General features: G+C 68.9%; 22 protein-coding genes. 12 read left to right on the top strand and 10 right to left on the bottom strand.

Annotated features, from left to right (window positions below; translation table 11 throughout):
• Positions 1-40 precede the first annotated feature (40 nt).
• Entirely contained in the window at positions 41-1147 is a 1107-nt protein-coding gene (locus HGB39_RS19250; protein WP_043790584.1) for an MBL fold metallo-hydrolase, read from the bottom strand.
• Between the two features lie 53 nt (positions 1148-1200).
• On the bottom strand, positions 1201-1932 hold the full coding sequence (locus tag HGB39_RS19245) for an enoyl-CoA hydratase (protein WP_005244016.1): 732 nt from the start codon (positions 1930-1932) through the stop codon (positions 1201-1203).
• A gap of 143 nt (positions 1933-2075) precedes the next feature.
• On the opposite strand from HGB39_RS19245, the gene HGB39_RS19240 reads away from it, so the two are divergent.
• Positions 2076-3185, top strand: coding sequence for an NAD(P)-binding domain-containing protein (locus HGB39_RS19240; RefSeq protein ID WP_043790586.1), 1110 nt, complete (start codon positions 2076-2078; stop codon positions 3183-3185).
• On the opposite strand, the gene HGB39_RS19235 is transcribed toward HGB39_RS19240, so the two are convergent.
• Positions 3178-4278, bottom strand: a complete 1101-nt coding sequence (locus HGB39_RS19235) for a lipase family protein (protein WP_043790588.1) — start codon at positions 4276-4278, stop codon at positions 3178-3180. The genes HGB39_RS19240 and HGB39_RS19235 overlap by 8 nt on opposite strands.
• Positions 4279-4395: 117 nt before the next feature.
• On the opposite strand from HGB39_RS19235, the gene HGB39_RS19230 reads away from it, so the two are divergent.
• A complete protein-coding gene (locus tag HGB39_RS19230; RefSeq protein ID WP_005568489.1) occupies positions 4396-5886 on the top strand; it encodes a phospholipase D-like domain-containing protein in 1491 nt (496 codons plus the stop codon).
• On the opposite strand, the gene HGB39_RS19225 is transcribed toward HGB39_RS19230, so the two are convergent.
• Positions 5859-6533 (bottom strand): hemerythrin domain-containing protein, encoded by a 675-nt coding sequence (locus HGB39_RS19225; RefSeq protein WP_043790590.1) that lies wholly within the window; start codon positions 6531-6533, stop codon positions 5859-5861. The two genes, HGB39_RS19230 and HGB39_RS19225, sit on opposite strands and share 28 nt — an antisense overlap.
• Before the next feature lie 67 nt (positions 6534-6600).
• Here HGB39_RS19225 and HGB39_RS19220 point away from each other — a divergent pair, with 67 nt between their 5' ends.
• Together HGB39_RS19220 and HGB39_RS19215 are read left to right on the top strand one after the other, a co-directional pair.
• Positions 6601-9885 carry an ATP-binding protein gene (locus HGB39_RS19220; protein WP_054246015.1) on the top strand — a complete coding sequence of 1095 codons (3285 nt, stop codon included), beginning with the start codon at positions 6601-6603 and terminating at the stop codon, positions 9883-9885.
• Positions 9886-9944: 59 nt separating this feature from the next.
• Positions 9945-12050 (top strand): MMPL family transporter, encoded by a 2106-nt coding sequence (locus HGB39_RS19215; RefSeq protein WP_054246014.1) that lies wholly within the window; start codon positions 9945-9947, stop codon positions 12048-12050.
• Here the strand turns inward: HGB39_RS19215 and HGB39_RS19210 are convergent.
• Positions 12010-12381 (bottom strand): hypothetical protein, encoded by a 372-nt coding sequence (locus HGB39_RS19210; protein WP_005260537.1) that lies wholly within the window; start codon positions 12379-12381, stop codon positions 12010-12012. The two genes, HGB39_RS19215 and HGB39_RS19210, sit on opposite strands and share 41 nt — an antisense overlap.
• 4 nt (positions 12382-12385) lie before the next feature.
• Complete coding sequence (locus HGB39_RS39625) at positions 12386-12514, bottom strand: hypothetical protein (RefSeq protein ID WP_009478066.1); 129 nt, start codon at positions 12512-12514, stop codon at positions 12386-12388.
• A gap of 152 nt (positions 12515-12666) precedes the next feature.
• On the opposite strand from HGB39_RS39625, the gene HGB39_RS19205 reads away from it, so the two are divergent.
• Positions 12667-13107: a cupin domain-containing protein gene (locus HGB39_RS19205; RefSeq protein ID WP_005260538.1), complete on the top strand. Its 441-nt coding sequence runs from the start codon at positions 12667-12669 to the stop codon at positions 13105-13107.
• 68 nt (positions 13108-13175) lie between these two features.
• Here HGB39_RS19205 and HGB39_RS19200 read toward each other — a convergent pair whose 3' ends face one another.
• The gene (locus HGB39_RS19200; protein ID WP_005568335.1) at positions 13176-14024 is read right to left on the bottom strand and encodes an aldo/keto reductase; all 849 of its coding nucleotides are present in this window, start codon (positions 14022-14024) and stop codon (positions 13176-13178) included.
• Between the two features lie 137 nt (positions 14025-14161).
• On the opposite strand from HGB39_RS19200, the gene HGB39_RS19195 reads away from it, so the two are divergent.
• Positions 14162-14755, top strand: coding sequence for a class I SAM-dependent methyltransferase (locus tag HGB39_RS19195; RefSeq protein WP_005260540.1), 594 nt, complete (start codon positions 14162-14164; stop codon positions 14753-14755).
• Between the two features lie 15 nt (positions 14756-14770).
• Complete coding sequence (locus tag HGB39_RS19190; RefSeq protein ID WP_005568337.1) at positions 14771-16411, top strand: ABC-F family ATP-binding cassette domain-containing protein; 1641 nt, start codon at positions 14771-14773, stop codon at positions 16409-16411.
• Here HGB39_RS19190 and fdxA read toward each other — a convergent pair whose 3' ends face one another.
• On the bottom strand, positions 16412-16738 hold the full coding sequence (gene fdxA / locus HGB39_RS19185) for a ferredoxin (RefSeq protein WP_005244047.1): 327 nt from the start codon (positions 16736-16738) through the stop codon (positions 16412-16414).
• A 144-nt stretch (positions 16739-16882) separates the two neighbouring features.
• Here fdxA and HGB39_RS19180 point away from each other — a divergent pair, with 144 nt between their 5' ends.
• The 5 genes from HGB39_RS19180 to HGB39_RS19160 all read left to right on the top strand — a co-directional run bounded on the left by HGB39_RS19180 (position 16883) and on the right by HGB39_RS19160 (position 23108).
• Complete coding sequence (locus tag HGB39_RS19180; protein WP_037205025.1) at positions 16883-17188, top strand: helix-turn-helix transcriptional regulator; 306 nt, start codon at positions 16883-16885, stop codon at positions 17186-17188.
• On the top strand, positions 17181-17720 hold the full coding sequence (locus tag HGB39_RS19175; protein ID WP_005260543.1) for a hypothetical protein: 540 nt from the start codon (positions 17181-17183) through the stop codon (positions 17718-17720). The genes HGB39_RS19180 and HGB39_RS19175 overlap by 8 nt, the downstream gene beginning before the upstream one ends.
• 31 nt (positions 17721-17751) lie before the next feature.
• The gene (locus HGB39_RS19170) at positions 17752-18648 is read left to right on the top strand and encodes an ABC transporter ATP-binding protein (RefSeq protein WP_005568340.1); all 897 of its coding nucleotides are present in this window, start codon (positions 17752-17754) and stop codon (positions 18646-18648) included.
• A complete protein-coding gene (locus tag HGB39_RS19165; protein WP_005568341.1) occupies positions 18645-19838 on the top strand; it encodes an ABC transporter permease in 1194 nt (397 codons plus the stop codon). The genes HGB39_RS19170 and HGB39_RS19165 overlap by 4 nt, the downstream gene beginning before the upstream one ends.
• Positions 19839-19928: 90 nt before the next feature.
• Positions 19929-23108: a multicopper oxidase family protein gene (locus HGB39_RS19160; RefSeq protein ID WP_005568343.1), complete on the top strand. Its 3180-nt coding sequence runs from the start codon at positions 19929-19931 to the stop codon at positions 23106-23108.
• A gap of 10 nt (positions 23109-23118) precedes the next feature.
• Here the strand turns inward: HGB39_RS19160 and HGB39_RS19155 are convergent, their stop codons facing one another.
• The gene (locus HGB39_RS19155; RefSeq protein WP_005568345.1) at positions 23119-23586 is read right to left on the bottom strand and encodes an SRPBCC family protein; all 468 of its coding nucleotides are present in this window, start codon (positions 23584-23586) and stop codon (positions 23119-23121) included.
• A 21-nt stretch (positions 23587-23607) separates the two neighbouring features.
• Complete coding sequence (locus HGB39_RS19150) at positions 23608-24591, bottom strand: antibiotic biosynthesis monooxygenase (protein WP_005568347.1); 984 nt, start codon at positions 24589-24591, stop codon at positions 23608-23610.
• Between the last annotated feature and the right edge of the window lie 7 nt (positions 24592-24598).

The raw sequence follows: 24598 nt of genomic DNA, 5'->3' as shown, positions 1-24598 counted from the left end.
TACGCAACGAGGCTTCGCTCGGAGGGGATGCGCGCCGGACTCAGCCGAGCGCGGACCACCACGGTGTCTGGGCCGCCGGCTTCAACGCGTCGATGCGCTGTCCGGGCATCGGCACGGCCACCGGGGTGCCCTTCTCCTGCGCGGCCGCGAGCAGCCGGACGATCGGCTCGGACCACGAGTGGAACGCGAGATTGAACGTGGCCCAGTGCACCGGCACCAGCAGACCGCGGGTGCCGTCGCCGCCGTTGAGGTCGACGTGGGTCTGCACCGCCTCCTCCGGGTTCATGTGGATGTCGGCCCACCGCGTGTCGTAGGCGCCGACGGGCAGCAGCGTGAGATCGAACGGCCCGTACCGGCGGCCCAGGTCGGCGAACCGCGGCGTGTACCCGCTGTCGCCGCCGAAGAACACCTTCCGGTTCGGTCCGGCGAGCACCCACGACGCCCACTGGGTGGTGTTGCGTACCAGCCCGCGCCCGGAGAAGTGCCGGGCCTCGGTGCACGTGAGCGTGAGTGCGCCGAACGTGGTCGACTCGTCCCAGTCGAGTTCCACGATCCGCTCCTCCGGCACCCGCCACTGCCGCAGGTGCGCACCGAGCCCGACCGGAACGACGAACGGCGCCTTCTGCGTGGCGGCGAGTTGCTGCACGGTGGCCATGTCGAGGTGGTCGTAGTGATCGTGCGAGACGACGATCGCGTCCAGAACGGGCAGGTCGGCCAGCGGGACCGGGGTCGGGTGCATGCGGGACGGACCGAGAATCGCGGACGGCGACACCCGATGACTCCACACCGGGTCGGCCAGCACCCGGAACCCGTCGACCTCGACGAGCACGCTCGAATGGCCGTACCAGGTGACCGCTGCGTCGGCGGCCTCGACGGGCGCGAGGGGTGTCGCGAGCGGGATCGGCCTGCGCGGGCGTCCCGCGCTGCCCCGCGTGATCAGTGCCTTGACGATCCCGGTCTCCGATCCGGGCAGCATCATGCTGCTCGGATCGGTGTTGTGGAATTGCCGGTCGCGGTACCGCGGCGACGTCGCGGCGTACGGGCGCACCTTGGCACGCGACGCACCGATCTGAGACGGAAGCCCCCACGCAGCCCGCGTCAGCCACCCGAGGGCGGCGGTGGCCAAAACAGTCGTCACAGCGTTCATCGCTTTCACCCCGACAACTGTAACCACGCGTGCGGGAAAGGTGCGGCGAGCGGCTACTGACCCCGGAAGACCGGCGGACGCTTCTCGGCGCGTGCCGCGCGCGCTTCCTGCGCGTCGTAGCTCTTCCACGCCGCATGCAACGCCGCGAGCTGCTCGGGCGGCGGCGGGCTCTGGGTGCCGTCGTCGTTGAGCACCATCTTGAGGTGCTGCAGCGACAGCGGCGCCAGGCGCGCGATCGAGTGCGCCCACTGCTGTGCGACGGCGAGGTCGCCGCGCTTGTTGGCGAGGCCGTGCGCGAGTGCCTCGTCCGCACCGACCTCCTCCGCACCGAGCAGGATCGTTCGTGCCGGTCCGCCGCCGATCAGGGCGGCCAGACGGTGCACCGTCCACCGGTCCACGGAGATCCCGAGCTTGGCGGCCGGGATGGCGAAGCGCGCCTCGGGAGCGACCACACGCAGGTCCGCGGCGAGCGCCAGCTGGCTGCCCGCGCCGATCGCGGGGCCGTTGATTGCGGCGATGACGGGGACGGGCACCGAGTCGATGGTGTGCAGCATCTCGAGCAGGGTGTCCGTGAATCCGTCGGCGTACACGTCGCCCGACAGGTCGGCGCCGGCGCAGAACGCGCTGCCCTGCCCTGTGAGGACGATCACCCGCGCGCCGTCGGTGACGGACTTCTCCGTCTCCTCCCGCAGGAGTTCGCAGATCTCGGTGTTCAACGCATTGCGACGGTCGGGGCGTTGCAGTTCGAGGGTGAAGACGTCGCCGTCACGACTCGTCCCGATCATGTCCACTCGCTTTCTTCGTGATTGCTGTCCACTGACGAATTCTCCCCTGCCCACCCGACTGGACGTCTTCAGCCAACCACAGCCGAATCGGCCGGAACACACGAGGCTCTCCGGTAGTTGTGAGGGTGGAGGTGAGGACCGACATGAACAGCGATGTGGACGTGGCCGTGATCGGCGCGGGGCAGGCGGGGCTGTCTGCCGCCTACTATCTGCGCAGGTTCGGGGTGGAACCGGAGTCCGGTTTCGTGGTGCTCGATCACGCCCCGGGGCCCGGCGGCGCGTGGCAGTTCCGGTGGCCGTCATTGACACTGAGCACCGTCAACGGTGTTCACGACCTTCCCGGGCTCGGCTTCGCCGACACGATCGGCGTGTACCCGAACGACCCGGAGGCCGCGCTGGTGCATGCGGCGGCCGCGGTTCCCCAGTACTTCGCTACATACGAGAAACAGTTCGAGTTGCCGGTGCACCGTCCCGTGCACACGCGGGTGGTGTGTGCGCGCGGCGAGCGTCTGCGGATCGAGACCGACCGCGGCGTCGTGTCGGCCCGCGGTCTGATCAACGCGACGGGTACGTGGGAACGCCCGTTCATTCCCCGCTACCCCGGCGCCGAGTCGTTCACCGGCCGCCAGGTGCACACCAAGGACTACGCCTCGGCGCAGGACTTCGCGGGACAGCACGTGCTCGTCGTGGGCGGTGGCATCTCGGCGGTGCAGTTGCTGGACGAGATCTCCCGCGTCACGACCACCACGTGGGTGACGCGCCGCCCACCGGAGTTCCGGGACGAGCCGTTCACGCCCGAGATCGGCCGTGCCGCCGTCGCTCTCGTCGAGGACCGGGTCCGGCGCGGGCTGCCGCCGGGTTCGGTGGTGTCGGTGACGGGACTGCCCGTGACGCCTGCGATCCGCGCCGCCCGCGAACGCGGGGTGCTGGCGCGGCAACCGATGTTCAGTGAGATCACCGCGGACGGGGTCCGGTGGTCGGACGGCCGCGAGCTGAAGGTCGATGTGATCCTGTGGTGCACCGGTTTTCGCAGTTCCCTCGATCACCTCGCGCCGCTGCGGTTGCGCGGGCCGGGCGGCGGGATCACGATGACGGGGCGCCTGGCCACCCAAGTGGCGTCGGATCCGCGGATTCACCTCGTGGGCTACGGCCCGTCGTCGTCGACGATCGGTGCGAACCGGGCGGGGCAGGCCGCGGCCCGCGAACTCACCCGGCACCTCGGCGTGCCGGCCGGATCCGAACGCCCTACCTGATCAGCGAGGCGACGAACGCCGCCTGGTCGGGGCCGGCCTGGTACATGCTGCCGAAGTGACCGCCCGAATACACGCGGTAGTCGAGATCGGTTCCTGCACTGTGCATCTCGGCGACAAGCTTCTCCGTCAGCGGGATCGGCACCGACGCGTCGGTGACCCCCTGGACGAGCAGCAGCGGTCGGTCGTAACCCGCGACCGGGACCTCGAGATATTCGCGCAACGCGTCCTGCAGCGCCGGGACGTCGAGTGCCCGCGACAGCATCTGCGCCACCGACACGTTGCGGGTCATGGCCGCGAACTGCCGGAACGGCACTTCGGGAGCGGCGTCCACGAACTGCTTCCCGACCGGGGTCAGGTAGCTGTCGATGTCCAGTTCGGGATACGCGTCACGGACCCCGGCGATCAGGTACGAGATGTACACGGTGAGACCGGCGAGGCCCTGCGGCGGAAACGACGGACCGCTCCAGTCCGCCACCATCTCGATGTTCGACGGCACCCCGTTCGCGACTGCCCCGCGGTAGTCGAGTTCCGGCGCGTACGTCGTGGCAGCGTGTGCGGCGAACACCGCGGCCTGCCCGCCCTGGGACAGTCCGACCGCCATCCACGTGGCGGAGAGATCGGCATCGATCGCCCTGGCGGCGCGCACGGAGTCCACGACGCTGCGCCCGGCGACCTTCCCGTCGAGGTAGGGCGGCACCCCGGGGGTGCCCAGGCCCACGTAGTCGGTGGCGGCCACGGCGTAACCGAGTTGCAGCCAGCTGCTCACGTAGTCGGAGGATTCCCTGTCGACTCCGGTCACGGACGGTGCGTCGGCGTCGGAGTCCCCGACCGTTCCGTGCGCCCACGCAATGACGGGCCAGCCTCCGGCGGGCGGTGAACCGGGCGGCACGAACACCATCCCGGTGCACGGGGTGATGCCGTGCCGGTCGGTGGTCAGATATGTCATCCGGTAGGCACTGCCGGTTCCGCGGAGCCAGAGTTCCGCCGGCAATTCGGACGAGGCGACGACCGTGCCGGGGCTCGAACCGGCCCGCAACGGAACCGCACCGACAGTTGGTGCCCACAGCACGCTGACCAGTGCGAGCAACGCCACGATGCGCCACCACCTCCGCACCTCTCAACGGTAGCTGCGCGGGGGTGGCGCAGTACTGTGAATCGTCCACCCGCAGGGGACGGGGTGGACGAACGAGACCGGGAGAGCGGAAAACACATGAGCGACGACGGCACGATCCTGACTCCCGGTGACACGTGCTGGCAGGTTGCCCACGCCGATCGTCTCGCGTGCATCGTCGATGCGGCGGACTACTTCCGCCATGCCAAGTCCGCGATGCTGCAGGCTCGCAGGCGCATCATCCTCATCGGCTGGGACTTCGACACGAGGATCAAGTTCGAGCCGGACGAGAAGACGCTCGACGGCCCCAACCAGCTCGGCCGGTTCCTGGCCTGGCTGACGCGGGAACGCCCCGATCTCGACATCTACCTGCTCAAATGGAACATCGGGGCCTTTACCGCGATCGGGCGCGGCATGACGCCGATCTTCGTGGTCAACTGGGTGACCGACCGCCGCCTGCACTTCGAACTCGACGCCGCCCACCCCGTCGGCTCGGCGCACCACCAGAAGATCGTCGTCATCGACGACGCGCTCGCGTTCTGCGGCGGCATCGACATGACCGTGGACCGGTGGGACACCCCGGAACATCGGGACCGCAACCATTACCGGACGCAGCCGAACGGCAAGCGGTACGGGCCGTGGCACGACGCGACAACCGCCGTCGACGGGGACGCGGCGAAGGCCATCGGCGAGCTCGCCCGCACCCGGTGGAAGGCGGCAACGGGGCAGGATCTGGCGCCCGTCGACGAGATCGCGGGGAGGACTCCGTGGCCGGAGGGGCTGAAGCCGGCGATGCGCTCCGTCGACGTGGGCATCGCGCGCACGCTGCCGGAGCTCGCCGATCGGGACGAGGTCCGGGAGATCGAGGCCCTGTATCTGGCTGCGATCGCGGGCGCCGAGCGGACGCTGTACATCGAGAGTCAGTACCTGGCCTCCCGCACCCTCGCCGAGGCGATCGCCGCGCGACTACAGGAACCGGACGGACCGGAGATCGTGCTGGTGCTGCCGCGCAATGCCGACGGCTGGCTCGAGCAGAAGGCCATGGACGGCGCCCGCCGCCGGTTGCTGCACCTGCTCTGGCAGGCCGATACCGGGAACCGGCTGGGCGTCTACTACCCCGTCACGCCGGGCGGTGAGCCGATCTACGTCCACGCCAAGGTGCTGGTGATGGACGACCGGCTCCTGCGCGTGGGTTCGTCCAACCTCAACAACCGGTCGATGGGGTTCGACACCGAGTGTGATCTGGCGGTCGAGGTCACCGCGGACACAGCGAACGGTGAGGAGCTGCGGCAGACCATTCTCGGAATTCGCCGTCAGCTCGTCTGCGAGCACCTCGGTGTCCCGGCCGGGCTGTTCGAGGACACGCTGACCGAGACGTCGTTCCTGGGCACCGTGGAGGCACTGCGCGGCGGCGGCCGGACCCTCGAGAAGTTCGAGCCGGAGACGGTCGAGGACGAAGACAGTCCGCTGGCCGAGAACGAACTGATGGATCCCGAGCGCACACCACCCAGCCTCTGGGAGCGCACCAGCCGGGGCCGGCTGCGGCGCAGGGTGATCCGGCGTCAGAAGGCGGCCGGTTCGGTGCCGTAGATCCGCCGGTAGTCCTTGCGGAATGCCCGACGCCCCAGGATCGACCACGCCATCCTGGCCGCGAAGGGCATCTCCGACAGGAACATTCGACGCTCCTCGGGGGTCGCCCCATGAAGGATGAAGCCGAGGAACACCAGCAGCCGGTCCTTGGGGATCGACGCTCGGCCACGATCGCCAATCTCCTGCCATTCGGCGAGCGTCATGAACTGCTCCGCCATCGGGAGGATCCGCTGCTCCTCCTCGCCGAGGTGCTCGTCGAGCGCGGCGGACAGCGCGGTCAGCGTCTTCGCCAGCGGTTCGCCGTCCACCGCGTCCGCCGTGAACGCGGCACCCTGCGACTGCGCCCGCGACAGCAGCTCGGAGATGCGTTCGTGCTGTTCCTCCATCCGCAGCACCAGCGCCGCGTCGGTGGGCGCGCGGTCGAGCAGCTTCGGCCACAGCAGGTCGTCCTCACTCGTGTGATGGTGGTGCAGGGCGGTGGCGAGTTCCGCGAAGAACGTCACCACCTCCCCGGCCCGGGCGGTGTCGCCGGCGGGAACACCCCGGACGAGTGCGGGCAGCGCGGCGAACTGCCGACGGAAGCAGTCGTGGACCACCACCATCTCGCGGGTGTCGGGGCGGACGGTGTGAGCAGTTGACGTAGTCATGCATTCAGGGTCGGTTCGGCGTCTTGGAGAGGACTTGGAGGCCACTAGTGCTTACGCTTGCTGAACGATGCTGCGTATTCGAGTACTCGGGACGCTCGAGGCGGAGGACGAATCGGGGGCGGTGGACCTCGGCGGCCCCCGCCAGCGCGCCGTGCTCGCGTTGCTGCTCGTCGCGCGCGGCGAGGTGGTGCCGGTGGATCGGCTGATCGACGATCTCTGGCACGGCGCTCCCCCACCGCGGGCTGTCGGCGCGCTTCAGGCCTACATTTCGAACCTGCGCCGGGCGCTGGAGCCGCACCGCGCGCCCCGGGCGGACTCCACCGTCCTGGTGAGCCGGGCCCCGGGTTACGCGCTCACCCTGCCCCCGTCCGGTGTCGACGCGTGGGAGTTCGAGAACCTGATCCGGTCTACCGCCGACACCGGGCGAGCCGATCTCGAGCGCGCACTGAGCCTGTGGCGGGGGCCTGCGTTCGCCGAGGTGGCCGGCGAGCACTGGGCTCTCGCCGAGATCGCCCGGCTCGAGGAACTGCGGGTGGTCGCGCGCGAACGTCTGGTGGCGTCCGCCCTCGCGAGCGGCGATGCGGCCGGCGCCGTGCTCGACGCGCAGACCCTCACCCGGGAACACCCGCTCCGGGAGGAGGGATGGCGGTTGCTCGCTCTGGCCCTGCACCGCAGCGGGAGACAGGCGGACGCCCTGGCCGCGTTACGCGAGGCCCGCGGCCGGCTGGCGAACGAACTCGGCCTCGACCCCGGTCCCGCCCTGACGGAACTCGAACGCCAGATCCTCACCGGCACCGTCCCGGCCGCACCCGCACCCGCCCTCGCCGCCGGGCCCGTCGACACCACCCCGGACCCCTGGTTCCTCGGCCGCAGCGAGGAAATGGCGACCCTGACCGATCTGATGGCCGACCCCGGCACCCCCGTGGTCCTCCTGGGCGGCGACGCCGGATCCGGGAAGTCGTCGCTGCTGCGCCGGTTCCGTCGAACGTTGCACGCCGCCGGGTGGCAGGTGGCGGTGGGTCGCTGCCCCGAAGTGGACGGCGCCCCGCCCGCGTGGGCGTGGGTGGAGATCCTGCGCGCACTGGCCGAGAAAGTCGACCCCGGCACCGAGACGGCCGCGCTGGCACCCCTGCTCTCCGACGACCGTTCGCACGCGGCGCGGCCGGACGCTCCGAGCGGACGGTTCCTGCTGCACCGTGCCGTCGCCGACTACATCGGGACCGTCCGCGAGCACGGTCCTCTCGCCGTCGTCCTCGACGACGTCCACCGCGCCGACGAGGACACCCTGGCGATCCTCGTGCGGCTCGCGCAGCAGCGGTCGCCGATCCTGCTGATCCTCGCGTTCCGCCCGGACGAGGTGGACCCGAACCTGGAGAACTGCTTCGCCGATCTCGCGTCACTGCAGCCGACACGCATCCGCCTGGGCGGACTCGGACCCGAGGATTCGGCCGAGCTGATCCGGCACGTGGCGGGTCGCGACCCCGATCCCGACACCCTCCGCGCACTCGCCGACCGCACCGGCGGAAACCCGTTCTACTTGCAGGAGAGCGCCCGGCTCCTGGCCAGTGAGGGTGAACTGGTGGCCACGTCGGAGGTGCCTGAGGGGGTGCGGGACGTCCTGCGCCGGCGGATCGCCCATCTCCCTGAACTCACCGTGTCCGTTCTCCGGCTGGCCGCGGTCGTGGGCCGCGAATCCGACATCGACGTTCTCACCCGTGCCGCCGAAATCGACGAGGACGCCGTGTTCGACGCACTCGAATCGGGCGTGATCGCCGGACTTCTCGGCGAGCCGCGCGCCGGGACCGTCCGGTTCACGCACGCCCTCGTCCGCGACACGCTCTACTCCGACCTCACCCGGCTGCGCAGGAGCCGCTGGCACGCGCGGGTCGGGACGGCACTCGAGGAGCTGCGGCCGCACGACGTCGCGGCTCTCGCCCACCATTTCACGGAGGCGCTGTCTGCTGCCACCGCGCGGCAGGCACTCGACCACAATGTCGCGGCCGCGGCGCAGGCCGCCGATCGCTACGCCCACGACGCGGAGATCGGCTTCCTCGACAACGCCCTTCGAGCGGCCGACCGGTTGCCGCCGGACGCAGTGGCGTCCGTGGACGAGCGCGTCGAACTCCTCACCGAACTGAGCCGCACGCAACTCGCCGCCGGCAGCGGACTGGCGGGATCCCGTTCGCGGAGGCGGGCTCTCGCGCTCGCCCGGGACGCGGGCCGCACCGACCTGGCGATCCGGGTGCTCGCGTTCGTCGACACCCCGACGCCGTGGATCAATCGGCGATACGGCGAAGTGGACACGGCCGTCGTCGATCAGCTCGAGGCGTTGCTGCGGCACGAGCAACTGGAACCGGCGGTGCGGTGCCGGCTGCTGGTGACACTCGTCCACGAGATCGGGGCGGAGGATCACGAGCGCACCGGTTCCGCGGTCCGGGAGGCCGAGACTCTCGCCCGCGACCTGGACGACCCGGTGCTGCTCGGGCTGGTGCTCTGCGCCGTCCACGCCGGCACCGGCTCCCCGACGAGCACGCTCGGCGACCACGTCATCGGCCACGAGCTGCTCCGGATCGGCGACCGGACGCAGCTTCCCGTGTTCACCATGCTGGGCCACCACCTGCTGGCCGAGATCGCCTCCGGCAACGGTGACATCCCGGCGATCGAACACCACATGGGCATCCAGTCGGAGCTGGCGGACCGGTATCAGTTCCAGCAGGCGCAGGCGACCCGGGAGATGAGCCGCGCGATGGTCGCTCACCTCACCGGCGATCTGGCCGCGGCGGAACGACACTACGGGCGCGGCCACGAGTTGATGACCCGGGCGGGTCTCGACGCCGACAGCGTCTTCGCCCTCGCACAGTTCACGCTCCGGCTGACCGAGGGACGCGCCGGGGAACTGGAGGCGGTGATCGAGACCGTCGACAGTGCCGCGACGGACGTGATCGCCGATCTGCACGCCCTCGCGCTACTCGGCAACGGCAAACCGGACCGGGCGCGTGAGGTCCGGCGTCACCTGCGCCCGGTCCGCCGCGACTTCTTCCACTCCCTGATGATGTCGCTGCGGGGCATCGTCGTCGCGCAGCTGGGTGAACGGGACGAGGCGGCCGCCGTGCACGCGGAGCTGAGCCCGTACAGCGGCCGGATCGGCGGCGGCGACACGGCGGCGTTCGCGGTCGGCCCCGTCGACACGATCCTCGGCGACCTCGAGGTGCTCCTCGACCGGCCCGAGGACGCCCGCACCCACTACGCGGCGGCGCTCGAACTGGCCGAACGTTGCGGCTGCCCGGCCTGGGTGGAGGCCGCGCGCACCCGGGTGACCACCCACCCAAGCGAGTTCCAAGTGGGCCACTAGCCGCCGGGCGCACAGTCGGAGGCGACAGAACCAACCGGCTTTCCTGGAGGCTCCCCCCCATGAGTTCCCTGCTCGCGCGCCTCGGCTCGGCCGCCGCTGCCCACCCCTGGCGGGTGATCGCCACGTGGCTGACGCTGCTCGTCCTGGTGTTCGCCGCCGCGTCCGCGTTCGGTGGCACCAACCACGACGACTACAACGTGCCCGGTCTGCCGTCGCAGCGGGGGACGAATCTGCTGAGTGAACGATTCCCGGAGATGTCGGGAGCGGACGCCCGGGTGGTCGTGCACTCCGACAGCGGTCCGCTCGACCCCGCGGTCCTCACCGATCTCGGCACCAGGCTGGCCGACGTGAACGGTGTGAGCTCCGTGTCGCCGCCCCGCCTGTCCCAGGATTCCGACACGGCCGTGATCAGCCTCAACTACCGCATCCCGGTCACCGACTTCCACGGCAGCGAGGGAGTCGACGCCCTCGACGCCGCGGTGGCCGACACTCAGGCGCAGGGGCTGCAGGTGGAACTGGGTGGGCAGGTGCCGGAGAACATCTCCACGCCGTCGGGCACCGCCGAGGCGGTCGGCATGATCCTGGCGCTGATCATCCTGGTGTTCGCGTTCGGTTCCGTGGTGGCAGCCGGACTGCCCCTGGCAGTCGCACTCGTCGGCGTCGGCATCGGGTCGGGGCTCATCACGATCATGGCCGGGTTCACCAGCATCAGCACCATCGCCCCGACCATCGCCACGATGGTCGGCATCGGCGTCGGGATCGACTACGCGCTGCTGCTCGTCACCCGGTACACGGAGGGACTGCGGGCCGGCATGTCGGTGCGGGACGCCGTCGCGGCCGCCAACTCCACGGCCGGGACGTCGGTGATCTTCGCCGGCACCACCGTCCTCGTCTCCCTCTTCGGGCTGCGACTGTCCGGGCTGCCGATGTACGCGTCGTTCGGCTACGCCACATTCGCGATGGTCGGCATCGTGATGCTCACCTCGGTCACGCTGGTTCCCGCACTGTGCGGGCTGGCGGGCACGCGGGTGCTGGGCAAGCGGTCCCGTGCCCGGGCCGAACGTCGCACGACGTCGCCGCTGACGGAACGGTGGGCGATCCGGGTGAGCCGCCGCCCGTGGCTGTGGGCCCTGACGGCGCTCGGGGTGCTGCTCCTCCTGGCCGCGCCGGTTCTGGGCATGCGGACGTGGCCGCAGGACGCGGGCAGCGCGCCGGCCGCCAACACGATCCGTCAGGCGTACGACCTGATCGACTCCGAGTTCGGGCCCGGCGCCAACGGACCCCTGATGGTCGCGGTCGACCTGAACAAAGTTCCGGCAGCAGAGCTTCCGGCCCTCGCGCGCGAACTGGCAGCCGAACCCGGGGTGGCCTCGGTGACGCCCGTGCTGATGAACGCCGACTCGACGGCCGCGCTGATCTCGGTGCAGCCGACCACCGGCCCCAGCGACCCCCGCAGCACCGAACTGCTGGAGCGGATCCGGTCCGACGCGGCCGACGGCGTCCACGCCACCGGACTCACCGCGACGTTCGCCGACATCTCCGCCCGCCTCGCCGAACGGCTGTGGCTGGTGATCGCGTTCGTCGTCGCACTGTCGGTGGTGCTGCTCACGTTCGTGTTCCGCGCGCCGGTGGTCGCGGTGAAGGCGGCCGTGATGAACCTGCTGTCGGTGGCCGCCGCCTACGGCGTGATGGTGATGGTGTTCCAATGGGGTTGGGGCGCGCAGCTACTCGGACTTCCGCACGCGCTTCCCGTGTCGAGTTGGGTGCCGATCCTGATGTTCACCATCCTGTTCGGACTGTCGATGGACTACGAGGTGTTCCTGCTCTCCCGGATACGTGAGCGCTGGCTCGACACGGGCGACTCGCATCGGAGCGTCGTCGAGGGACTGGCGTCGACGGGCCGGGTGATCACGAGCGCCGCGGCAATCATGGTGGCGGTGTTCGCCGGGTTCGCGCTCGACGGGGACGTGACCGTGAAGATGATGGGCGTCGGCCTCGCGACCGCGGTCCTCATCGACGCGACGATCGTGCGGATGGTGCTGGTGCCTGCCACGATGTACCTGCTGGGCAACGCCAACTGGTGGCGGCCGGGCGGACGCCGGGACGCAAAACCGGACTCGGACGCTACCTCCGCAGGCGTTCCACTTCCGCTTCGAGCGCGATGACGCGCCGGTACAGGGCCTGGATGCTCGCCATGCACACCCCGTTCGCGTCGACCATCGCGATGCGGCGGTCGTTGGAACCGAGACCGAATGCGGTGGCGAAATCCTGTGCCATCGGGCCCAGGTGCCGCACCGATTCGTGATCGAAACCGTAGGTCCAGACGCTGAGCGGCATGTCGACGAGACGTTCGAGCACCTCACCGGCACTGGCGGGCGGCGTCTGGACGGCAACACCGCGTTTGCGGGTCAGGATCGAGTGAAACCACGCCAGCGGGTGGCGGGTCCGGGCCGCTGTTCGCGCCCGGACCCGCCCCCGACGGGTGTCGACCCACATGGAGTCAGTCGGGGAGTTCGCCGACATCGTGCTTGATCGTCGCGTCGCTGAGAAGGAGTCCGACCCCGAGGGCCATGACGCCGATTCCGAGTCCGATTGCGGCTCCGCCGAGTCCGAGCATGATTCCGAGCATGGTGTCTCCTGTTCGTCGCTGGTGTGCGGGATTTCGTGCCCCCGCTTTCTGAACACCTACGACTCTCGCGGCTCCGGCCGTCCGAGATAAGACACCCCAGGGGTGGTGCGAGCACACCCCAGGGCGCGGTGCCGGGCGGCAGAATGGCGGCCATGACGGAATTACCGGAATGGGCCCGAACGCTCGACCTCGCCCCGCACCCCGAAGGCGGCTGGTACCGCGAGACGTGGCGCAGCGACGTCACGATCCCGGAGGAAAGCCTGCCCGGCGACTACCCCGGGCCGAGGGCAGCCGGTACCGCAATCCTGTTCCTCCTCATGCCCGGACAGCAGTCGGAATGGCACAGCGTGCGCAGCGCCGAGATCTGGCTGTACCACCGGGGCAGCCCCCTGCGGCTCGAACTCGGCGGGGACGGGAGCGAACCCGCGGCTCCGGACGCGCAGGTCCTCGGCGCAGACGTCGCGGCGGGCCAGCAACCACAGCTGCTGGTCCCGCCGCGACATTGGCAGCGAGCGAAGCCCGAGGGCGACGAACCGACTCTCGTCAGTTGCGTCGTCACCCCGGGCTTCGACTTCGCGGACTTCCGGCTCTAGGCCCTCCGGGCCCGTGCGCCTTTTTGGTAGCTGCAGCAACCAGAAAGGCGCACGGGCGGCGGAGCCGCCTACGCGCCCAGCGTTGCCGGGTCGGGGCCGATGCGCCCGTCGGCCCGGGTCAGCGAACCGACGGTGTTGATCTCGTCGGGGGTCAACTCGAAGTCGAAGACGTCGAAGTTGGCGGCGATGCGCTCCGGCGTCACCGACTTGGGGATGACCACGTTGCCGATCTGCAGGTGCCAGCGGATGATCACCTGCGCGGTCGTCTTACCGTGCGCTGCAGCGATCTTCGCGATGGACTCGTCCTCGAGGACGGTGCCCTGCCCGAGCGGGCTCCATGCCTCGGTCGCGATGCCCTTGCCGGTGTGGAAGGCGCGCAGGTCGGCCTGGTTGAACCGCGGGTGCAGCTCGACCTGGTTGATCGCGGGCACCTCGCCCGTCTCGGCGATCAGACGGTCGAGGGTCTCCGGGGTGAAGTTGGAGACACCGATCGACCGCGCACGCCCGTCGGCCTTGATCTTCTGAAAGGCCTTGAACGTGTCCACGTAGCGGTCCGCGGACGGGACCGGCCAATGGATGAGGTAGAGGTCGACGTAGTCGAGCCCGAGGCGGTTCAGGCTGTCGTCGAACGCGCGGAGCGTGGAGTCGTACCCCTGGTCGTCGTTCCACAGCTTGGTGGCGACGAACAGCTCGTCACGGGCAATTCCGGAGTCCGCGAGCGCGCGGCCCACTCCGGTTTCGTTCTCGTAGATCTTGGCGGTGTCGATGCTGCGGTACCCGGCCTTCAGCGCTTCGGTGACCGCGGCGTGGCTCTCGTCGTCCGCCACCTGCCACACGCCGAAGCCGAGGGCAGGAATGCTGTTCCCGTCGTTGAGCGTGACCGTAGGTACAGGACTCTGTGCATTGTTGAAACCCATGGGACTGTCCAACCGGGCTCCCGGACCAGATGTTCCCGCCGTCTCAGAATGTGGACTTTCGCGTGTCGTTTCGGTACGACCGGGTAATCCGACGGCATCGGCGTCAGGTGGTGACGCGCCCGGTGGAAGGGGCGGACATGGGCCTCGGATACACATTGGCCTATCGGTTCAAGATCACGCCCTGGGTGAAAGCGGGCCGCGTCTTCGGAAGCCAGATCGAGACGTTGCTCGATCCCTTCGACGCACCACCGGGAGAGGTCCTCGACATCGGATGCGGCACCGGTGACCATGCCATCGAGATGGCCCGGCGGGGGTGGCAGGTGACGGGGATCGACACCGTCCAGCTGGCCCTCGACAAGGCGCGGTCCAAGGCGCGGAAGGCGGGCGTCGACGTGCGTTTCATGCACGCGGACGCCACCGACCTCGAGCACGCCGTCGGCCGGGGGTATCACCTGATCCTGGATGTGGGGTGCTACCACGGGCTCAGCGACCACGACCGGGTCGCATACGCCGAGAACGTCACGACCGTGAGCGAACCGCACGCCACCCTGCTGATGTTCGCGTTCGGGCCGGGGCATCGCGGCCCGCTGCCGCGTGGGGTCTCCCGCTCCGACGTGGAGCGGACGTTCGAGAAGTGGAAACTCGTGTCGGACGTCGACGCGGACACGACCGGTATGCCGGGGCCGCTCAAGAAGGCCGACCCCCGCTGGTTCCGCCTCGTCAAGCGCTGAGTGGATAATCGCCGGGTGACTGCAACACTGCACATCAGCGGACTGTCGGCTTCGCGCGGTGAGCGCACCCTCTTCTCCGGCCTCGACCTGACCGTCGCCCCGGGCGACGTGACCGGCCTCGTGGGGGCGAACGGCGCCGGCAAGTCGACGCTGCTGACGGCCCTGGCCGGGGTCGGCTCGGCGGACGTCGAGGGCAGTATCGTGCTGAGCCCACCCGACGCCGCCGTCGGCTACCTCGCCCAGGAACCCGACCGCATCGTCGGCGAGACGGTGCTCGACTTCCTCGGTCGCAGGACCGGCGTCACCGAGGCCGAGCACACCATGAACGCGGCCGCCGAAACGCTCGGCGAGTCGGAGGAGGATCTCTACTCCCCCGCCCTCGAACGGTGGCTGGCGCTGGGCGGCGCCGACCTCGCCGAGCGCGCGGAGAAGGTCGTGAGCGAACTCGGGCTGGGAGTGTCGCTCGACGCGCACATGACGTCGCTGTCCGGCGGACAGGCCGCGCGCGCCGGATTGGCGTCGCTGCTGCTGTCCCGGTACGACGTACTGCTGCTCGACGAGCCGACCAACGACCTCGACCTCGTGGGGCTCGAGCAGCTCGAACGTTTCGTCGCCGAGAGCCGGGCGGCCGTGGTGGTGGTGAGTCACGATCGAGAATTCTTGGCGCGCACCGTGACCGGCATCGTGGAACTCGACCTCGTACAGCAGCAGATCGCGGTCTACGACGGCAGCTACGACTCGTATCTCGCCGAACGGGAGATCGCGCGCAGGCACGCCCGGGAGGCGTACGAAGAGTACGCCGGGACCCGTTCGGACCTCGAGGACCGCGCACAGATGCAGCGGAACTGGATGGAGCACGGTGTCCGGAACGCGCGTCGCAAGGCGAAGGACAACGACAAGATCGGCAAGGGTCTGCGCACCGAGTCCACCGAGAAGCAGGCCGCGAAGGCCCGGCAGACGCAACGCCGGATCGAGCGGCTCGAGGTGGTCGAGGAACCGCGGAAGGAGTGGGAACTGCGGATGGAGATCGCCGCCGCCCCCCGCAGCGGATCGGTCGTGGCGACGGCGAACGGCGCCACCGTCGCGTGGGGCGGGGACCGCGAGTTCACGTTCGGTCCGGTCACCACTCAGGTGGACTGGGGTGACCGGATCCTCATCACCGGCGCCAACGGTTCCGGCAAGACGACCCTGCTGAAGGTGCTGCTGGGCAAGATCGCCCTGGACGCGGGCACCGCGTCACTCGGTTCGGGTGTGGCGATCGGCGAGATCGATCAGGCCCGCGGCCTGTTCGAGGGCGGCGAGAAGGTGGCCGACGCGTTCGCGGCGCAGATCCCGGACTGGCCGGACGCCGACGTGCGGACACTGCTCGCGAAGTTCGGGCTCAAGGGACACCACGTGCTGCGGCCGGCGGCGTCGCTGTCACCCGGGGAACGCACCCGCGCCGCCCTCGCCCTGCTGCAGGCGCGGGGGGTCAACCTGCTGGTGCTCGACGAGCCCACCAACCACCTGGACCTCCCCGCGATCGAACAGCTCGAGCAGGCCATGGATAACTTCGACGGCACGCTGCTGCTGGTCACCCACGACCGGCGGATGCTGGATTCGACGCGCAGCACCCGCCGGTGGCGAATGGACGGCGGCCGGCTGTCCGAGGAGTAGTCAGTCGCCCTCGGCCATGGGCGGCAACGCCTTGACGAACGGCGGGTCGTAGTCGACCTTGCCCAGCTTCGCCGCGCCGCCGGGGGAACCGAGGTCGTCGAAGAAGTCGGCGTTCGCCTTGGTGTACTCCACCCATTGGTCCGGGACGTCGTCCTCGTAGAAGATCGCCTCGACGGGGCAGACCGGCTCACAGGCGCCGCAGTCGACGCATTCGTCGGGGTGGATGTAGAGCATCCGACCGCCCTCGTAAATGCAGTCGACGGGACATTCTTCGATGCATGCCTTGTCCAGAACGTCGACACAGGGCTCAGCGATGGTGTAGGTCACGTCAGTAATCCTGTCCTTTCCTGCCGTCCCGCGCGAATCGCCTCCACTCTGCCACGCAATTTCCCTGGGTCAACCTGTCATTTTGACGCCCGTTGCCGTTGTACACCATTGACAAACTGTTGGGTTTTCACAACACTTTGTTGCATGAGCCCAGTACGGCGTGGGGACGCCCTCCCCATCTACAACCGCATCGGCGTTCTTCGCGCCGAGCGTGGGATGAGCCGGGCTCAGCTGGCGGGGCTCATCGACGTCAATCCCCAGACCGTCGGCGCGCTCGAACGGGGCGACCACTACCCCAGCCTCGACCTGGCGTTCCGTATCTCGTGGGTGTTCGAACTGCCGGTGGAAGCCATCTTCTCCCGCACCGAGTTCGGACCCCTGTCCACCGAGCTGTACCGCACCGACCGACCGCCGTCCACGACAGGAAACGGGGAGAGTTCCCATGCCTGAGACCAATCTGATCGAGCGGTACCAGGGGTTCCGGACGCGCAGATTCCTCCAGAACGAACGCCGTTACCGGACGTGGCTACCGGCGTGGCGGACACGCAACCGCAGACGAATCCTGGTGGTCGCCCTCGCGGTCACGTTCGTGTTCATGACCGCCGTCGGCATCGTGTGCCATTTCGACATGGTCGTCGGGCCGCTGCTGTGGCTGCCCGCGTGCCTGTTGTTCTTCCCGCTGTGGACGATGCTCCAGATCGTGTCCGGGCGGCAGGGGGACGCTCCGCGCGACGCGCTCGACGAGTGGGAGATCCAGCAACGCAACAGTGCCCGGTCGATCGGGCTCACGGTCACCCAGCTACTGACGCTCGTTCCCGCGCTGTACCTGATCTTCGTCGGCGCGCTGGACGGCGATCACGGCAACGTGCCGTACGCCGCGGGACTGCTCGTCGTCACCGCACTGATGGTCGGGGGGTGCACGCCCGCCATGATCCTCGGCTGGACGCAACCCGATCCCGACCCCGACGACCTCGCTTCGTAGGAACACCCGCACTCCAGAACGGGAAGGACCCATGTCACACACCCTCACGATCGACGGCATCTCCAAACGGTACGGCGAGGTCGTCGCACTCGACGACCTGTCCTTCGAGGTCCGCCCCGGTGAGATCTTCGGTTTCGTCGGCAGCAACGGTGCCGGCAAGACCACCACCATGCGCATCGCGCTGGGCGTCCTGTCCGCCGATTCCGGCGAGGTCCGGCTCGGCGGCAAGCCGGTGGACCTGGATGTGCGGCGCACCATCGGGTACATGCCGGAGGAACGCGGGCTGTACCCGAAGATGAAGGTGGGCAAGCAACTCGAATACCTCGCCGAGCTGCACGGCATTTCCCGCTCGGCGGCGCAGGAGGCGGTCGCCCGCTGGACCGAACGCCTCGGCATCGCGGACCGTGTCGGCGACACCGTCGACGCACTCTCGCTCGGCAATCAGCAACGCGTCCAGCTGGCCGCTGCGCTCGTCCACGATCCGGCGGTGCTGGTTCTCGACGAACCCTTCTCCGGACTCGACCCCGTCGCGGTGGACGTCATGAGCGCCGTGCTGGTGGAGAAGGCGAACACCGGAGTGCCGGTGATCTTCTCGAGCCATCAGCTCGAACTCGTCCAGCGCCTGTGCCACCGCGTCGGCATCATCAGCCACGGCCGGATGCGTGCCGTCGGCACCGTCGACGAACTGCGCGGCCGCGGCAACGCCCAACTCGAAGTCCACGCGCCGGAAGCGCCGGTCGGCTGGGCGCACCATCTCGAGGGCGTCACCACGATCAGTCACCTCGACGGCCGGACCCTGCTGTCGCTCGACACCGGGGTGGACGACCAGCTCATCCTGCACACCGCCCTGAAGACCGGGCCGGTGCACGAATTCTCGCTGCACCGGCCCACCCTGACCGATCTGTTCCGAGAGGTGGTCACGGCATGAGTGCCCCACTGAGCCCCGCCCGCGCGATCGGCCTCGTGGCCCGCCGCGAATTCCTGACACAGGTGGCGAAGAAGAGCTTCGTCATCAGCAACGTGATCATCCTGCTGGCCATCGTGGGCGGCATCGTCGCGTACTCGCTGTTCTCGGGCGGTGACGACGAACGCGCCACCATCGGACTCGTCGGCGACCAGTCGCTCGCGCCGGCTCTCGTCGCCACCGGTGACGCGGTCGGGACGCCGGTCGACGTCGTCCCGGCCACGGACGAACAGGCCGCGCGCGACGAGGTGGGGAACGGTGACCTCGACGTCGCCCTGATTCCCGGCACCGACGGGTCCGTCACGGCCGTCACCGAATCCGAGATCGGCTCCGGGCTTCGCACCGTGATCGACGCCGCCGTGGTGCAGCAGGCTCAGGCCGGCGCGCTCGCCGCACAGGGCGTGGACCCCGCGCAACTTGCCGAAGCGACCGGCCGGGCAGTCGTCACCGTCGACGCACTCGATCCGCCCGACCCGGAGAAGGGCCAGCGCGTGGCCCTCTCCATCGCCGTGGTCGTCCTGCTGTACATGCAGATCATGATGTTCGGCATGTACGTGGCGATGGGTGTGGTCGAGGAGAAGTCGAGCCGCGTCGTGGAACTGCTCCTGTCGACCCTCCGTCCGCTGCAGCTGCTCTGGGGCAAGGTGATCGGCATCGGCGCGGTCGGTCTCGTCCAGTTGACCGCCTACGGTGTGGTGGGTGTCGCCGCCGGACTCGCGACGGGCGTGCTCACCGTGACGGGGACGGCGATCGGGGTGCTGGCCGGAACGCTCGGCTGGTTCGTGCTCGGATTCGCGTTCTTCGCGGTCCTCTACGCCGCGGCCGGGTCGATGGTGTCGCGGCAGGAGGACGTCAACGCCACCGCGTCACCGCTGATGGTGCTGATCGTCATCATGTTCTTCAGCGCCTTCTCCTCGGTGAGCAACCCGGACGGCACCCTCAGCAATGTCCTCAGCTGGATTCCGCCGTTCTCGGCGATCCTGATGCCGCTGCGCATCGCCGCCGGCGTGGCGTCCCCGGTCCAGGTGGTCGTCACGGTCGCTCTGATGCTCGCGGTGACCGCCGCACTCAGCGTGCTGGCCGCGAAGATCTACCAGCGCTCGATCCTGCGGATCGGCAAGGTCGTGTCGTGGAAGGAGGCGCTCGGCAGGTAGCGAATTCCCAGCGCACGGCCAAGTTCCCTGTGTAGTCTTCGAATCGTCGATCGATGCTGCTCAGCTGCCGTCGTGGAACGGGGAACACCCATGGTCGTCCGTCGCGGGAAGCCGATCGTCGCCCTCGCCGTCGCGGTGGTCGCGTCCATGACGTTGATGCTGACGGCATGCACGTCCGACGAGCCGACCACTGCGGGCGGTGGCAACGCCGGCCCCGACGGCACCCCGGTCGCCTACCAGGAGCCGGTCAAGCTGTCGAGCGAGAACGGGGTGCTCGAGGTTCGACTGTCGGCCCATCAGGGCACGGTCGACCTCGACACCGTCTCGGAACCGGTGTCGGGCTTCCTGGTCTTCGGTTACGAGGTTCTGCAGGGCACGAGTTCGGACGGCTCGACCACGGGCGACGACGTCTACCCGGCACCGACGTTGCGCGTCGATCCGGGTGAGCGCCTGATCATCCACTACGACAACGATCTCCGGAACCTGACGATCGAGGACTTCTACGACCCCGCGTTCACGCCCGCGGGCGGGGAGGTCCCGATCTATCCCCCGGCCCTCGAATCGGCGCCGCTGAACCTGCACACCCACGGTGTGCACGTGAGCCCGGACGGCAACGCCGACAACGTGCTGCTCGACATTCCCGCCGGAATGGGCAACGTCTACGACTACGCGGTACCGAAGGACATGCCGAACGGCCTGTACTGGTACCACAGCCACCGCCACACGATGACCGCGCAACAGACGTACGCGGGGCTCGCGGGACTGCTGGAGATCGGCAGGCCCGACGGCAACCTTCCCCTGGTGACGCAGGACGACGTACCCATCCGCGACATGGCGCTGCAGTACAACTTCGTCTTCGACCGTAAAGGCAACGGCCACCAGCTGAACGACCCGAACTGGCCACAGTTCGTGAGCACACTGACGCCGCCGGAGGGGACGCAGCTCGCCGACGGAACGTACGAGCCGAGCCTGGCGCCCGTGAACTTCTCGGAAACCACGGAGGGCTCCCAGTACGTCACCAACTGGTACTCCGGGCCGCTGTCGCCGGCGAACCATCGCGGGCAGAACCAGTTCGTGCCGGGCAATCTCCAGAGTTTCAGCAATGATTCGACGAACATTCCCGCCGACCCGTCGCTGCCGGACAACGAACGCGACGTGCAGTACACGGTCAACGGGCAGTTCCAGCCGGAACTGAAACTGAAGCCGGGCCAGACGGAGATCTGGTCGCTGGCGAACATCAGCGACTTCGCCTACATGCCACTCAGACTCACCGAGACCGCGACAGGCAACCACCCGAAGTTCGCCATCGTCGGCCAGGACGGAAACCCCCTCACCCAGGTGCAGCTGCCCGTCGGAGGTGACGGCACCCGGCTCGTCATCCCGCCCGGGTCGCGGTACGCGATCGCCGTGACCATGCCGGACACCGGCGATCTGGTGCTCGACATGCCACCGCTGGACGGGGCGAAGCCCGTCACCAACCCCGGCGTGCTCTACACGAACAACGGCACCGACAACCCCCCGGCCGAGCTGGGCACGGTGACCGTCGACCCGTCGGTCATCAGTTACGCCGACGGCTTCTTCACCTTCCCCACCCAGACCCTCCTCCACGTCACACCCGACAGCGGCGAAGGGCGGACCACTCCGTTCGAGCCCGGCCAGAACCTCGACGCGTACACGTCTTTCGTGGACACGTCGGTGATGACGCCCGACGTCAAACGCACTCTCACGGTCTCGGGCGGGTTCGGCAACGAGAAGGCCAGCAACAGCGACCCGAAGGCCTTCACGTACGAGTTCGCCGACAACACGTTCCCGAACATCCCGCTGATCCAGCCGCGCCTCAATTCGGTCGAGGAATGGTTGATCACGAACCTCAACAACGACGAGCACCCGATGCACATCCACGTCAACGACTTCCAGGTGATGGAGATCGTCGACCCGATCGCGGGCACCCGGACCGGGGTGCAACCGTGGGGCGAGGACAACGTGAACGTGCCGGCGCCCGTCACCGATGCGAACGAGAACCCGCTCGTGCCCGCATCGGTGACGCTGCGCACGAAGTTCACGGAGTACACGGGCACTTTCGTGATCCACTGCCATCGCCTCAACCACGAGGACAACGGACTGATGGCCACCGTCAACGTCATCCCCGAGGTGTCGACGTACGCGGTGGCGGTGCCGGGTTCGGCGGGCACCCCCGCGACCGTGCAGGTCCACGACGGCAACGGCGACAAGGTGATCGCCGCGGTCACACCGTTCCCGTCGTTCGAGGGCACCCCGACGGTGGCGATGGCCGACGTCAACGGCGACATGATCCTCGACCTCGTCGCCGGGACCGGTGCGGGTGTGTCGCCGGAGGTCGTCGCGTACGACGGCAACGATGTCGGCTCCGGCCCGTTCACCGCCGAGCTGACCCGGTTCGCCCCGTTCGACGACGGCTTCCGCGGAGGCGTCACCGTCGCGGGTGCGGACATCGACGGAAACGCGCTGGCCGACAACATCATCGCCGGCACAGGCCCCGGCACCGAATCACAGGTGAAGGTGTTCTCGTCCACCCTGCCCACGGAGAAAGGCGCGGCACCCGAGGTCTTCTCGAGCTTCACCCCCTACCCCGGGTCGCAGTCCGGGGTCACCGTCGCGACGGGCCTGGTCGACGCCGCCTCGGGCCGGGCAAGCATCGTCACCGCCCCGGGGCCGGGAGAAGCGCCTCGCGTGAAGACGTTCCGCTACGACCTGTTCGAGCCGACGGCCGCCGCGACTGCCGACGGCACAGCGGACGAGCACGCCGGCCACACCGGCGGACCACGGATGACGTCGGAGTTCCTCGCTTTCGACGAGAGCTACCTCGGCGGTGTCTCACTCTCGACGGGGTGGGTGGCCGGCGCCGAAGGCGGAGCGAAGAGCGTCGTGACGGGCATGCTGGGCGGCGACGGCACTGTTCGGGTGTGGTCGAGTGGGTCACGCCTCGACGGTGAACCGGACATGTATCTCGAGAGCCCGAACCACCACTCCGGCGACGTCGTGTTCACGCAGATCGCGTCGTTCGCACCGTTCGCCGGCGGCCCTCCCGGCAGCGGGGTTCAGGTGGCCACCACCAGCACCACCACCGGCGCCGACCTGCTCGTCAGCGGCCCCGGGCCGGGCGGCACGGAGGTGCGCAAGTTCGGACTGGGCCGCGCCGAACCCCAATCCACCACGCTGGTGCCGCTGCCGTTGGGCGCCCTCCCCGCGCTCCCCGCGGCGCAAGGGTCCGTGCCTCTCGGCGGGCGGTAGGTGCAGGGGGTCAGCCGGCCCGCTTCCCGGCGGCGTCGGCGATGTCGTCGAGATCGCGCCGGATCGCCTTGGTGGTGGCCTTCAGGGCGAAGGAGCCGAACACCTTCATCATGAACTTCGATACTGCGCCGAGCCCAGTTGCTTCCGCTGAGAAGTGGAAGGTCAGGGTGGTGCCGTCACCGGCAGGCTCCAGGGTGAACACCGTCGTGTAGTCCGCGCCGTGGGACGACGCCTTCACGACGGTGCGCTTCTCCGGGTCGATCTCCGTGACCCACATTTCCTCGGTCGACGACTTGCCGAACAGCACCCGGGTCTCGCGCCAGCGCGTGCCGACTTCGTATTTCGTCGAGTCCAGCCTCTCGAGCTTCTCGACACCGCTCAGAACCGATTCGGCGTTGTCCAGATCGGTGATGACCGCCCAGACGGCGCCGACGGGCGCATCGATCGTTCGGCTCACGCGGATCTCCGAGGCTGACATGGGGCACCCATTTCTTTCTTCTCAGGGCAGGGTCCAGAACTGGCGGGTCACCAGGTAGAAGACGATGACCCAGAACACCATAACCCCGGCGACGATCGCGATCCCTCGACGGTTCGTTGCCGCTTCCGGAACATCGGGGGGCGGCCGCAGCCAGCGGCCCAGCACCCGGTTCACGTAGTACGGCATCGTCACGAAGCTCATGATGAAGCTGGACAGCAGGTTTCCGACGAGCAGTCCGAGCCACAGCGGCATCTTCAGCGGCGACAGCGCGAGGGTGAGAATCACGACGGTGGGATAGAGACCGACCCACACCGCGATCGATGTCTTGGTTTCGGACGGCGGCGGCGCCTCGTTTCCGTTCTCGTCGAACGCGAACCAGCTCCCGAAGGAGTTGTCGATGGTGCGCAATTCGAAGTCGTGGAACTTCTCCCCCTCCTCGAGAAGTTCCTGACGCTTCGCCGAGGTGAGCCACCTGTCGAGGTCGGCGGCGCTGTCGTAGCGGTACAGCGCGGTCCACTCGTCCTGAACTCCCTCGATGGGCCGGAAGAGTTCGCTCCCGCGGAAGCCGTCGAACTTGCTCTCTTCCAATCGCAGTCGATCCTGCCACGCGAGGAAGTCGTCGACGTGCTCCGGACCGACACGGTGCGTCACGACGACCGTCACGAGCGGATCCGACTCGCGCGTGCCCCCGCTGATGACCTGCTGGGTTGCGGGGCCGTCGAAGTACTGCTGCCCCTCGTCCAGCCGGTGCTGCCGGGTGGCGCTGTTGATCCAGGCCTGCACGTGGGCCACGGAATCGAAGCGGTAGACCACGACCCAGTCGGGTTGCACGGCAGTGGGCGCCGAGATCTCGGCGCCCAGAAACCCCGGGTAGTGGGACGCGGCGGTGTTCATGTCCTGCTGCCAGGCTTCGAAGGCCTCCTCGGATCCGGCACGTACCTTCTGGCCGATGATGACCGTCGCGGCGTTGCCGGTGGACTTCTCGGTGGGCTTCTCGGTGTCCATCGCCCTC

Origin of the sequence: Rhodococcus opacus, assembly GCF_012396235.1 — a bacterium.
GTDB lineage: Bacteria > Actinomycetota > Actinomycetes > Mycobacteriales > Mycobacteriaceae > Rhodococcus_F > Rhodococcus_F opacus.
Note: the sequence above shows the minus strand (reverse complement) of the source record. Positions and strands in the feature narration are given on the sequence as shown.

Bases quoted from the DNA above. Each gene is read 5' to 3' on its own strand.
- HGB39_RS19250 (WP_043790584.1), bottom strand. From the start codon at position 1,147: ATGAACGCTGTGACGACTGTTTTGGCCACCGCCGCCCTCGGGTGGCTG.
- HGB39_RS19180 (WP_037205025.1), top strand. From the start codon at position 16,883: ATGAGCCCAGTACGGCGTGGGGACGCCCTCCCCATCTACAACCGCATC.
- HGB39_RS19175 (WP_005260543.1), top strand. From the start codon at position 17,181: ATGCCTGAGACCAATCTGATCGAGCGGTACCAGGGGTTCCGGACGCGC.
- HGB39_RS19165 (WP_005568341.1), top strand. From the start codon at position 18,645: ATGAGTGCCCCACTGAGCCCCGCCCGCGCGATCGGCCTCGTGGCCCGC.
- HGB39_RS19240 (WP_043790586.1), top strand. From the start codon at position 2,076: ATGAACAGCGATGTGGACGTGGCCGTGATCGGCGCGGGGCAGGCGGGG.
- HGB39_RS19200 (WP_005568335.1), bottom strand. From the start codon at position 14,024: ATGGGTTTCAACAATGCACAGAGTCCTGTACCTACGGTCACGCTCAAC.
- HGB39_RS19215 (WP_054246014.1), top strand. From the start codon at position 9,945: ATGAGTTCCCTGCTCGCGCGCCTCGGCTCGGCCGCCGCTGCCCACCCC.
- HGB39_RS19230 (WP_005568489.1), top strand. From the start codon at position 4,396: ATGAGCGACGACGGCACGATCCTGACTCCCGGTGACACGTGCTGGCAG.
- HGB39_RS19155 (WP_005568345.1), bottom strand. From the start codon at position 23,586: ATGTCAGCCTCGGAGATCCGCGTGAGCCGAACGATCGATGCGCCCGTC.
- HGB39_RS19210 (WP_005260537.1), bottom strand. From the start codon at position 12,381: ATGTGGGTCGACACCCGTCGGGGGCGGGTCCGGGCGCGAACAGCGGCC.
- HGB39_RS19160 (WP_005568343.1), top strand. From the start codon at position 19,929: ATGGTCGTCCGTCGCGGGAAGCCGATCGTCGCCCTCGCCGTCGCGGTG.
- HGB39_RS19225 (WP_043790590.1), bottom strand. From the start codon at position 6,533: ATGACTACGTCAACTGCTCACACCGTCCGCCCCGACACCCGCGAGATG.
- HGB39_RS19245 (WP_005244016.1), bottom strand. From the start codon at position 1,932: ATGATCGGGACGAGTCGTGACGGCGACGTCTTCACCCTCGAACTGCAA.
- HGB39_RS19205 (WP_005260538.1), top strand. From the start codon at position 12,667: ATGACGGAATTACCGGAATGGGCCCGAACGCTCGACCTCGCCCCGCAC.
- HGB39_RS19220 (WP_054246015.1), top strand. From the start codon at position 6,601: ATGCTGCGTATTCGAGTACTCGGGACGCTCGAGGCGGAGGACGAATCG.
- HGB39_RS39625 (WP_009478066.1), bottom strand. From the start codon at position 12,514: ATGCTCGGAATCATGCTCGGACTCGGCGGAGCCGCAATCGGACTCGGA.
- HGB39_RS19150 (WP_005568347.1), bottom strand. From the start codon at position 24,591: ATGGACACCGAGAAGCCCACCGAGAAGTCCACCGGCAACGCCGCGACG.
- HGB39_RS19170 (WP_005568340.1), top strand. From the start codon at position 17,752: ATGTCACACACCCTCACGATCGACGGCATCTCCAAACGGTACGGCGAG.
- HGB39_RS19195 (WP_005260540.1), top strand. From the start codon at position 14,162: ATGGGCCTCGGATACACATTGGCCTATCGGTTCAAGATCACGCCCTGG.